Source organism: Streptomyces sudanensis (genome assembly GCF_023614315.1).
GTDB lineage: Bacteria > Actinomycetota > Actinomycetes > Streptomycetales > Streptomycetaceae > Streptomyces > Streptomyces sudanensis.
The window spans coordinates 2523974-2533983 of the sequence record NZ_CP095474.1 but is presented as its reverse complement, the minus strand read 5'-3'; the positions used below and the strand labels follow the sequence as shown (position 1 = coordinate 2533983).

General features: G+C 73.9%; 9 protein-coding genes. 3 read left to right on the top strand and 6 right to left on the bottom strand.

Annotated features, from left to right (window positions below; genetic code table 11):
* Window positions 1-130: 130 nt before the first annotated feature.
* Window positions 131-1438 carry a M6 family metalloprotease domain-containing protein gene (locus MW084_RS11705; protein ID WP_029553461.1) on the bottom strand — a complete coding sequence of 436 codons (1308 nt, stop codon included), beginning with the start codon at window positions 1436-1438 and terminating at the stop codon, window positions 131-133.
* A 489-nt stretch (window positions 1439-1927) separates the two neighbouring features.
* Entirely contained in the window at window positions 1928-2470 is a 543-nt protein-coding gene (locus MW084_RS11700) for a MarR family winged helix-turn-helix transcriptional regulator (protein WP_010470279.1), read from the bottom strand.
* Between the two features lie 110 nt (window positions 2471-2580).
* Here MW084_RS11700 and MW084_RS11695 point away from each other — a divergent pair, with 110 nt between their 5' ends.
* On the top strand, window positions 2581-3363 hold the full coding sequence (locus MW084_RS11695; RefSeq protein WP_010470281.1) for a dioxygenase family protein: 783 nt from the start codon (window positions 2581-2583) through the stop codon (window positions 3361-3363).
* A gap of 75 nt (window positions 3364-3438) precedes the next feature.
* Here the strand turns inward: MW084_RS11695 and MW084_RS11690 are convergent, their stop codons facing one another.
* Window positions 3439-4680: a questin oxidase family protein gene (locus MW084_RS11690; RefSeq protein WP_010470283.1), complete on the bottom strand. Its 1242-nt coding sequence runs from the start codon at window positions 4678-4680 to the stop codon at window positions 3439-3441.
* 793 nt (window positions 4681-5473) lie between these two features.
* Between MW084_RS11690 and MW084_RS11685 the strand changes: the two genes are divergently transcribed.
* Window positions 5474-6460: a sigma-70 family RNA polymerase sigma factor gene (locus MW084_RS11685; protein WP_010470284.1), complete on the top strand. Its 987-nt coding sequence runs from the start codon at window positions 5474-5476 to the stop codon at window positions 6458-6460.
* 676 nt (window positions 6461-7136) lie between these two features.
* Here the strand turns inward: MW084_RS11685 and MW084_RS11680 are convergent.
* Window positions 7137-7916 (bottom strand): DUF6227 family protein, encoded by a 780-nt coding sequence (locus tag MW084_RS11680; RefSeq protein ID WP_010470286.1) that lies wholly within the window; start codon window positions 7914-7916, stop codon window positions 7137-7139.
* Window positions 7917-8469: 553 nt separating this feature from the next.
* Here MW084_RS11680 and MW084_RS11675 point away from each other — a divergent pair.
* The gene (locus MW084_RS11675; protein WP_010470287.1) at window positions 8470-8676 is read left to right on the top strand and encodes a hypothetical protein; all 207 of its coding nucleotides are present in this window, start codon (window positions 8470-8472) and stop codon (window positions 8674-8676) included.
* Between the two features lie 95 nt (window positions 8677-8771).
* On the opposite strand, the gene mscL is transcribed toward MW084_RS11675, so the two are convergent.
* Window positions 8772-9299, bottom strand: a complete 528-nt coding sequence (gene mscL, locus MW084_RS11670) for a large conductance mechanosensitive channel protein MscL (protein WP_050986752.1) — start codon at window positions 9297-9299, stop codon at window positions 8772-8774.
* Window positions 9300-9369: 70 nt separating this feature from the next.
* The coding region (locus MW084_RS11665; protein WP_420833740.1) for an RcpC/CpaB family pilus assembly protein at window positions 9370-10010 on the bottom strand (641 nt) is incomplete at its 5' end.

The window sequence follows — 10010 nt, the reverse complement described above, 5'->3', positions numbered from 1 at the left end:
GGGTGCTGGGCAGCGGCAGATGTGTTAAAGGGGTGGAACACAAAAAGGCGGGAAGGGGGGAGGGTGCTTGGCCTTCGGGGTCCGTGTCTGCCGCTGGTGGGATTCGGTGTCTGTCGTCGGTCCGCCCGGTTCAGCGGCGTGTGAGGCGTATTCGGTAGGTTCCGTTCCGCTCGCGGGACAGGATCGTCACCGCCACCCCGGCCGCCTCGTCGCGGAACGTCTCGCCGGGGCCGTACGGCGCGTCGGACAGTTCGGCGTGGACGTTCGGCCGGCGGGTGCAGCCGCCGCTGTCGCGTTCGCCGTCCTCGACGATCACCGGACCCTGGCCGGTGTCCACGTCGGTCCGTACCCGGTAGATCAGCACGCCCGGATCGCACACCGCCTCGTCGTTGCCCTCCCGGGTGCGGACCTCCAGCGCGTACCCGTCCAGGTCGCTCAGCGGGACGACCGCCAGTTTCACGCCGCCCGACCGGGCCAGCGGCGTCAGCGTGTACTCGCGGGTTCCGCGCTCGGACGCGCAGCGCACCTGGTGGTCGTCGAGCCAGCCCAGTTTCCACTTGTGCCAGCCCAGCAGGTCGTTGTTGGCGCCCCAGTCCTCGGACATGATGTCCCAGTGTCCGACCGCGGCCCCGCCCTCGGCGGTGTACAGGTCGGGCAGGCCGAAGACGTGGCCGTTCTCGTGCGGCAGCACGCGGTAACCGGTCCGGTGGAAGGACCCGGAGCCGTCGTCCTGGCGGCTGTAGACGAACGACGTGTTGGACAGCGTCACCCCGTCCGCGCCGGGCGCCTCGGTGTTGCCGGAGAAGGTGACGGACAGGACCGTCTCCAGTGCCGAGGGGCCCGCGTTCGGTGTGACCAGGACGTTGACCAGGTCGTACGTGCTGAAGTCGACGTGTTCGTCGGCCGCCTCGACGATGTGCTCGACCAGTTTCCGGTAGCCCGGTTCGTAGGGCGCGCCGCGGTCGACGCCGTACTCGGGGAACGGCAGCGGCATCCGCAGCCAGGTCGGCACGGGCGCGTACGGGACGTACCGCAGCCGTCCGTACGAACTGACGCGGAACCAGTCGGCGGTCTGCGGGAAGAACTCCGCGAAGCGGCGCATCGCCGGGCCCTCGCCGGGCGCGTCCGGGAAGTCGATCATCAGGTTGAGGGCGCGGACCACGCCGGTGGAGCGGACGTAGCCGGGCGGGGTGGGGATGCCCTCGGACATCTGCACCCCGGACTCCGCGCGGATGCGGCAGGCGGCGAGCCCTCCGGCGTCGACGGTCTCGGCGAGCATCCGCGCGCCGGGGTCGGGCACCCCCGTCCCGGGGACGGCGGGGACGGGACCGTGGAGTGTGACGCTCGCCGTGGCGAGGGCGGCCGCGGCGAGCGCCGTGACGGTTCCGATCGCGGCCGTCCTGCGTATTCGCCGTCTCCGGCTGGTCGGCTGCTCCATGCCCACAGCGTGTTCCGAACGGTCTGAGGGCGCTCGCCGGGTGACCCGATCGTGGGAACGTGATGAAGGTGTGACACATGTCGTGCCGAGGGGCGGAGCGAGCGGGAGTGCTCTTCACGTTCGGAGTGAAGTCGCTGGTGAGCGGGCTTTTCTTTCGGTTCTTCCGGTCGGCCGTGGCCTCGTCCGGCGTGATCGGGAGGAGCGGCCGTGACCGCGGTGATCGTCGCGGGTACCGCCGTTCGGTGACGTGTACTCCGTTCGGCGGTTCCGCAGCGGGCACGAGCCGGCTTCGGCGAGAGGCCGGCCGGGTCCGGACCGGTTGAACCCAGGCCGGTCGGGTCCGGACCGGCTGGATTCAGGTCAACTGAATCCGGACCGGGCCGGATCCCGATCCCGACTCCGGCTCCCTCGATCCCGACTCCGGCTCCCTCGATCCCGACCCCACCCCACTCGGGCGGCGGGCGTGGTTCCTCCCCCGGTTCAGCGGCGTCAGCGGAGCCAGGGCAGGTCCGCGCGAGGGCCTGACGGCTCCAGGGCGTCGGCCACCACGCGCATGATCGCGCCGAGTTGGTCGACCTGCTCGGGGGTGAGCCGGTCGAACACCGCCTGCCGCACGGCCTCGACGTGGCCCGGAGCGCTGCGGCGCAGCACTTCGAGGCCCTCGTCCGTGAGGTACGCGATCTGGCCGCGCTTGTCGGTGGGGCAGTCCTCGCGGCGGACCCAGCCGTTCTTCTCCAGGCGCGCGACGGCGTGGGAGAGCCGGGAGCGGGTGATCTTCGCGTCCTTCGCCAGTTCCGTCATCCGCAGTCGGCGGCGGGGTGCCTGGGAGAGTTGGACGAGCAGCCCGTAGTAGAGGTGCGGCATCCCCGCGTCGCGCTGGAGCTGCCGGTCGAGGTGGTCCTCCAGAAGCATGGAGGCGTGGAGGTACGACCGCCAGACGCGCTGCTCGCGGTCGTCCAGCCAGCGCGGTTCCTCCGGAGATCCCGGCGCCCTCCCGGACGCTCCGTCCCCGTGGGTGGATGCGGTGCTCATGTCTTCCACCCTACTTCTTATTGAACATTCAATCATTCGGCGTTACGGTAGAGCCATACGAGCTTGAAACTTCAAGCACAAGGCTCCCGCGACGCGAAAGGGGACCCGCCATGACCGACACCGCCGAGCGGATGCCCGCCCTCTACCTCTCCCACGGCGCCCCGCCCCTCGCCGACGACCCCGTCTGGCCCGGCCAGCTCGCCGCGTGGGCCGCCGACCTGCCCCGGCCGACCGCGATCCTTGTCGTCTCCGCCCACTGGGAGGAGGCCCCGCTCGCCCTCGGCGCCGTCGAGACCGTGCCGCTCGTGTACGACTTCTGGGGCTTCCCCGAGCACTACTACCGGGTCCGCTACCCGGCTCCCGGCGCCCCGGCGCTCGCGGAGGCGGTCCGCAAGCTGCTGCGCGCCCCCGGCACACCCGTACAGGACATCCCCGACCGGGGCCTCGATCACGGCGCGTACGTCCCGCTCGTCGAGATGTTCCCGGACGCCGACGTCCCCGTCCTCCAGGTGTCCCTCCCCACCCTCGACCCGGTCCGGCTGATGGAACTGGGCCGCAGGCTGGCGCCGTTGCGCGACGAGGGCGTGCTGATCGTCGGCAGCGGCTTCTTCACCCACAACCTCGCCGCGCTGCGGCAGGGCGGCATCCCCGCCTGGTCGGCCGAGTTCGACGACTGGGGCCGCCGCGCCCTGGCCGGGCGGGACGTGGACGCCCTGCTGGACTTCCTGCACAAGTCCCCCGCCGGACGGCTCGCCCACCCGCGCACCGAGCACTTCGCCCCGCTGTTCGTGACCCTCGGCGCCGCGGACGCGGCCGGCGAACTGGACACGGGCCGCAGTGTCATCGACGGGTTCTGGATGGGGCTGGCCAAGCGGTCCGTGCAGTTCGGCTGAGCCCTCGGGTGGACCGCGGCACGATGCGGCCGGACCTCTTCAGGCGGGCCTTCAGCCGAACCTTCAGGCGGGCCTTCAGGCGAACCGCGGCGCGATCAGTTCGAGTGACCGCACGGCGGCGGCCAGCGCGGCCGGGTCGCCCACGTCGAGCGGGTCGCCCACGTCGAGCGGGCCGCCCACGTCGAGCGCGGTGTCGGCGAACTTGACGGCGTGCTCGTCGCCGTGGGCGGCGGCCCGCTCGAACACCTCCTCCGCCGTCGTGGTGGCCGCCCTCCCGCACGGAGCGGGCGCCGTCGCCGGGTAGGCGGCCGTGACCGCCGCGCTCGCCGCCCACGCCGCGCCGACGCTGGGCGCCCACAGCTCCCGCGGCAGGGCCGGCAGGGTGCGCAGTACGGCGTTGGGCGCGGTCGCGGCGTGGACCAGCATGACCGGTTCCCCGTGCGCGTGGGTGCCGTACCGGTGGGTGGCGGCGGCGACGAGTTCGACGAGGCGTTCGCGCGCCGCGTCCGGGCCGGGCGCGGCGCCCCACCCGGGGAGGGCCGTCAGCTGCGCCAACCGGTGCCGGATGCCCCCGGACGGGTCCGGGACGGGCGGTACGGCCTCCAGGGCGGCGGCCGCGGTGGGCACCGCGTCCAGGACGGCGAGCCGCGGCAGGGGCTGGTGGCGGGCGGCCCAGTAACCGAGGGCGTGCGCCAGTTCGGCGACGCGCGGAGCGGTCTCGCCGCCGGCGAGCAGGGCCCGCACGGCGTGACCGACGCGGATCACCGGATGCGTGGCCCCGCCCGCGATGCCGGGCAGCAGGCGCGGCCACCACTCGGCGAGGACCTCGCGCCAGGGCCGCTCGGCGGTCTCCCGCGCGAAGTACCCGGTCCAGTCCGCGATCCTGGTCGGATCGCCCAGCGCCTCGCGCCAGCCGTCCCGCGTCACGCGCGCACGGGGGGCCGGCATGTCCTCCAGCCTGCTCCGGTACGCGTCGAGCCAGCGGTGCACGCGCGGCGCCTGGCCGTGCCGCACGAGCGCCTCGACCGCCATCGGGGCGTGGTTGCTGAGCCATCCCCGCCGCTCGGGACCGCAGGCGTGCAGCCGCTCCAGCGCCTCGTCGAGGACACCGGTGGTGTCGAGGGTTTCGGGAGTGTCGAGGGTTTCGGGAGTGTCGGTGGTGTCGGCGGTGTCGGGGGCCGCGGTGGTGTGAGCGGCGTGAGCGGCGTGAGCGGTGCGGATGGTGTCCGGGGGTTGGTTGGCGCTCTTGGGCCGGGTGATGCTCTCGGTCCGGGTGCTGTTCGTGGTGCGGGCGGTGTCGCCGGTGGTCTCCTGCATGAGCCGGACCCTAGGCGGGCGCCACACCCGGCGGAACGGGCTGCGGTCCTGGTCCGGGAGGCGGAGCGGCCCCTGCCCGGGGCCCGGCCCCGGGGGCGCGGCGAGCCGTGGTGTCGGCCGCCGGGCCTGGGCCGCAGGTCTCGGTTCCGGGTCGCGGCGGATCCCGGACCCGACCTCCGGTTCCCGCCCTGCGCCCGGGCCGCGGGCTGCGGGGCCCGAACTGCAGGTCCCGGGCTTGCGGGTCCCGGACCGTATGACTCCCGGCCCCGGGCCATGTGGCTGCCGGTTCCGAGTTTTGGGCCGTATGGCTTCCGGTTCCGAGCCCCGGAGCGTATGACTCCCGGTCCCAGGCCGTAGGGCTCCCGCCTCCGGGCCGCGTGGCTCCCCGCCTCGGGCCCGGCTGCGGCTCGAGGCGGGGGCCCGGCCGGAACATCCCGGGCGCCCGCCTCGTTGCCCTGGCAACCGGGAGGCGGTGGAAGCCGTCTTCCCGCTCGTGGGGACGCGCGGCGCCATTCGGGTGAGAGTGGGGCGCCGTGTGTGACGACCGTCTCCTGGGCGTGAGGGCCGCACGGCTCCACGGGGATCGGAAGACCGGCCGCCACTCCTGGCCCGACCTGCGCTTCCTCTCGGTCGATCGCCCGCCGCCCGGCCGTCGGGCGGGACAGGGTACTGCATGATCGGCAAAATCGATGGGCGGCATGGGAATTCTGTCCCGATTCCAGTCGTTGTTTCCTTCGGATGCAGGGCACCCGCGAGGGTGTCGCGACCTACTCAGTCCAGTAAGGGAGCTCGCATGGCAACCCGTGCCGTCGCCCGTCCGGAGACCGCCACCACCGGGGCCGATCGGGCCAACAGCGTTCGCGCCGCAGGCGGGGAGATCGCCGATCGCGACCTGGTCGGCATGTACCTCGACGAAATCGCGCGCACGCCGCTGCTCGACGCCGCCAAGGAGGTCGAGCTGTCCCAGATCATCGAAGCGGGCGTGTACGCCCAGCAGATCCTGGACGGCGAGGTGGAGACCGAGGCCGGCGGTGCGACCCGTGAGGAACTGGAGCGTCTGGCCGCCGAGGGCGAACGGGCGAAGGAGGTCTTCATCCGCTCCAACCTGCGTCTGGTGGTCGCCGTGGCCCGGCGCTACCCGCGCAGCGGCCTGCCCCTGCTGGACCTGATCCAGGAGGGCAACGCCGGCCTGGTGCGCGCGGTGGAGAAGTTCGACTACACCAAGGGCTTCAAGTTCTCGACGTATGCGACGTGGTGGATCCGCCAGGCCATCACGCGGTCCATCGCGGACCAGTCGCGGACGATCCGGCTCCCCGTCCACCTGGTGGAGGAGCTGGGGCGCGTCCGTCGTGTGCAGCGCGAGCACGGCCGCGACCCGGAGGCCGCCGAGATCGCGGCGGAGCTCGGCTCCACCCCGGAGCGGGTCTCCGACGTACTGGACTGGGCCCGTGACCCGGTGTCGCTGAACATGCCGGTGGACGACGCCGGGGAGACCCAGTTCGGCGACCTGCTGGAGGACACCTCGGCGGTGTCGCCCGAGCAGTCGGTGCTCACGCTGCTGCGCAGCGAGGAACTGGACGACCTGATCGACCGCCTCGACCACCGCACCGCGTCCATCATCCGCATGCGCTACGGCATCGAGGACGGCCGCGAGCGGACCCTCACGGAGGTCGGCAAGGAGCACGGCCTGACCCGTGAGCGGATCCGCCAGATCGAGAAGCACGCCCTGCTGGAGCTGAAGCGCATGGCCCGGGACACGGGCTTCGACGCGGCGGCGTAACCTCACGGCCCCCTCGCCCCCGCACGGGGCGACCGCCGACCCCGCAGCCTCCCGCCTCCCCCCCGGCGGGGGGCTGCGGTCCGTGCACACCCACCGGCCCCGGGCTCGTCGGCCCTGTGTTCGTCGGCCCCGCGCTCGTCGGTCGGCCCTGTGCCCGTCGGCCTGCGCCTGTTGGCCTGTGCCGGTCGGCATGCGCCCGTGGATGCCTCGCCGGTCCTGGGTCTGCCGGCATGCGCCCGTGGACATTCTCGCCGGCCCTCGTTCTCCCGTGGGCGCTCACCGGTCCGCGCTCGTGGGCGCGCCTTCGGGTCCGCGCCCGTGGGTGCGTCTTCGCCTGTCGTCTGATCACCGGGCACGCGGTTGCGGCTTCCGGCTCGGCCACCGGACCTCAGGTTCACCGGGCCACCGGGCCTCCGACGTCGGGGCCGCCCGCTTCCGGCCTCTCGCCTCCGAGTCCGCGTCCCGCGTCTTCGGGTAGACGGTCCTGGTCCCCGCCGCGTACGGCGCCGCACCGGTCCCGATGGGTCGCGCACACCGCCCCTCGGGGTCCGCGCCGGGCTCGTACCGCTCCTGCCGAGCCGCGCCGAGCCGCGCCGCCCTCGCACGGCATCCACGCGGGCTCCTCAGATTCCTCGGACGAGCGCCGGGTCCGAGTCCGGGTCCGGGGCCGGTGGCTTCACCAGGCCCGTGCCGCGCGGACCTCCATCGCCGCCCGCGCCGCGCACTCGTCCTCGTACACCTCGCACATGTGGCGGCCGTCCGGCGTGGCCGTGTGCTCGACCTCCCAGACGCTCATCTCCGTCCCGTCCAGCAGCAGGAACGCGTGCTCGTACAGCGAGAACCCCGCCTCCCCGCCGCCCGCCACCCCGCACCGGCGGCCGAACACCTGCTGGATGTGGTGGGCGAACGCCCCGCGCAGCCGCGCGGCGACCTCCTCACCGGGCCGGTCGGCGTTCTCCGCGCGGCGCAGCACCCGGCGCGCGTGGTCCGCGGAGTTCTCCGGCACGTACTGACGCGGTGCGGGCGCCGGGGGGTGCACCAGCAGTGCGCTCAGCAACTCCAGGTCCGCGTCCAGGTCGTCGTCGAGCGGATCGGCCCGCCCCACCGTGCCGGGGAGGCCGAACGCGTCCGACAGGCGCGCCGCCGCCAGCCGCACCTCCTCCTCGTCCGCGTACAGCTCGTGGTGGTCCCGGACGTCCTCGCCGGTGTGGTGCACCAGCTCCCACAGCGTCAGCGAACCGCCGTCCGCCAGCAGGTACGTGTGCCGGTACGTCGCGCGGTGCAGGGCCGCGCTGTGGTGCGAGGAGTGCAGCGCACTCGCGTGCGCCAGCGCCGAACGCAGCCGTTCGACCAGGGCGTCGGGAAGGTCGAAGGAGTTGAGCGCCCGGCCCAGGAGCCGCTCGACGTGCAGCTCCGTGGTCTCGTACGGATCGTTCCGATCGATCGGATCGTTCAAGGTGGGTCTCCAGGCCGTCGCCACGTGTAACTCGATGCTTGCTCAAGGTAGTGCCTTGGTACGACAACGCGACCGGCTTCCGGAAAACGAAGGGCGCGTGAGGCGAGTTCCGCGCGCCCCCGACGGGCCGGTCGGCGGACTGGTCGGCGGGCCAGTCCGTCGGAAGTCGCCCGGTCCTCCGAGGCGGCCCGGCCCCCGCGGATCCGGGGCGGTCGGCCTTCGACGGTGCTCCGTGCGGCTCCGGTCTGGCGGGAAGTCGCCATCGTCCCGGCTCCGCGCGGTGCGCGCCACCGCATATCCGTCCGGCACGTCCGATCCGTCCGCCCGACGCGTGCTCCCCCGCCCCGCGCGGGCGGGACGCGCCGGACGCGTCCGGCGCCGGGACACCGCCGCCCGGCCCGGAAGACCGCCCGGAGCGGGAGAGCCCGTACACCGGCGCGGTCCCGCGAAACCCGGGCGGCCCGCGAAACCCGGGCGGCATCGTGCGGCGCCCGGGAGCCGGGCGGGGCATCGCCGCCCGCACGGTCCGTGGCGCGCGGCGTACCCTGGAGGCATGAGTACCGCCCCCGCCCCCGGCCCGCGCGCTGCGGAGAACCGGTCCGAGTCCGGGAAGAGGCCCGCACTGGTCTTCGACGATCCGCTGGACCAGCAGTCCTCGGACGATACGGACCGCGGGTGGGGCGAGCGGGCTCCGGAAGGTGGCGGCGCGGCCGACGACCTGGCCCGCTTCCTCGACGAGAAGCCGCCGCACCACCTCTGAACCGCCGTACCGCCTCCGAATCCCCGCGCCACTTCTGAACCGCCGCGCCACCTCCGAATCCCCGCGGCTCCGCCATGGGACTGGTTCCGGCTCCGTTACGGGGTGCGGGTCCCCGGCGTGGGGGTCCCGGCGCCGTCCCGCTGGACGAGGGCGTTGCGGATGTCCTTCAGCACGTCCAGTTCGGTGACCTCCACGTTGTCCTGCTCGCCGTGCCGCTCCTTCTCCCGGGCCGCCTTCCGCGCCAGGTACTTCGCCATCGGCAGCACCATCAGGAAGTACACCACCGCGGCCGTGATCAGGAAGGTGAGCGTGGCGCTGAGCACCGAGCCCCACAGGATGGCCACACCGCTGGTGGCCTCGCCGCCCTTGACCACGCAGGGGCCCTTGAGGCAGAGCTGGTAGCCGTCCAGGCTCTTGGTGCCGAAGGCGCCGACGAGCGGACTGATGATGCCCTTCACGATCGCGTTGACGATGTTGGTGAACGCGGCGCCGATGACGACGGCCACCGCCAGATCCACCACGTTCCCCCGCATCAGGAACGCCTTGAAACCCTCCAGGACGCTCGTCCTGCTCTCCTGGCTCACTCCGGTGCCTTTCGTCGTACGTGCAGTGGGCGCAGTCATTAGGCCGCGCGGGGCGCGGTGCCGTCCAGTCGTTGCGTATGCCCGGGTAGGGCCGCCCGGACGCGGCGGATCAGAGCAGGACCACCGCCAGGTGCGACGTGGCGGCCGCGGCGACGAGGCCCGGGGCGGCCGGGCGCGGCACGGCCAGGACCAGCAGCGCGCTGCCCGCCCCCGTACCGGCGAGCCCGTCCGGATCGTCCGGGAGTCCGCCCTCCTGCGGTGTGCGGGGGACGGCCTCCACCCGGGCTCCGGCCACCGCGGTCCGCGCTCCCGGACCGTCGCCCTCCGCCGGCGTGCCCGCCGGGGGCACCGGCACGGCGATCACGTCCACCCGGTCCCCGGGCCGCAGCAGCCGTACCGTGGCCCCGTCCGCGATCCGTACCGGTGCCGAGACCAGGTCCCGGTCGGCCGGCCGCCCCGGTGCCGTCGGCACCGCCGGCGGGCCGGGCCGCGCCGCGACCGCGGGCGCCGCCGGATCGGACCCGGCGGCGGGCCCGCGGACCGCCGACGCGGCCAGTGCGGCGGCCGTCACCACCAGCCCCGCCGCCACCGCCCGACGCGGGCGCCGCACGATCCGCCACAACCCGAACCGCCCGCCGCGCACCCGCAGCGGCGCGAACCGCGGCACCGCGCACGTCTCCGGCACGGAGGACGCCGGAAGCGGACCGGGCGAGGGTCCCGGCGGTGCCGGGACGGAGGAAGGAACGGGGG

Bases quoted from the DNA above. Each gene is read 5' to 3' on its own strand.
- MW084_RS11705 (WP_029553461.1), bottom strand. From the start codon at position 1,438: ATGGAGCAGCCGACCAGCCGGAGACGGCGAATACGCAGGACGGCCGCG.
- MW084_RS11700 (WP_010470279.1), bottom strand. From the start codon at position 2,470: ATGAGCACCGCATCCACCCACGGGGACGGAGCGTCCGGGAGGGCGCCG.
- MW084_RS11695 (WP_010470281.1), top strand. From the start codon at position 2,581: ATGACCGACACCGCCGAGCGGATGCCCGCCCTCTACCTCTCCCACGGC.
- MW084_RS11690 (WP_010470283.1), bottom strand. From the start codon at position 4,680: ATGCAGGAGACCACCGGCGACACCGCCCGCACCACGAACAGCACCCGG.
- MW084_RS11685 (WP_010470284.1), top strand. From the start codon at position 5,474: ATGGCAACCCGTGCCGTCGCCCGTCCGGAGACCGCCACCACCGGGGCC.
- MW084_RS11675 (WP_010470287.1), top strand. From the start codon at position 8,470: ATGAGTACCGCCCCCGCCCCCGGCCCGCGCGCTGCGGAGAACCGGTCC.
- mscL (WP_050986752.1), bottom strand. From the start codon at position 9,299: ATGACTGCGCCCACTGCACGTACGACGAAAGGCACCGGAGTGAGCCAG.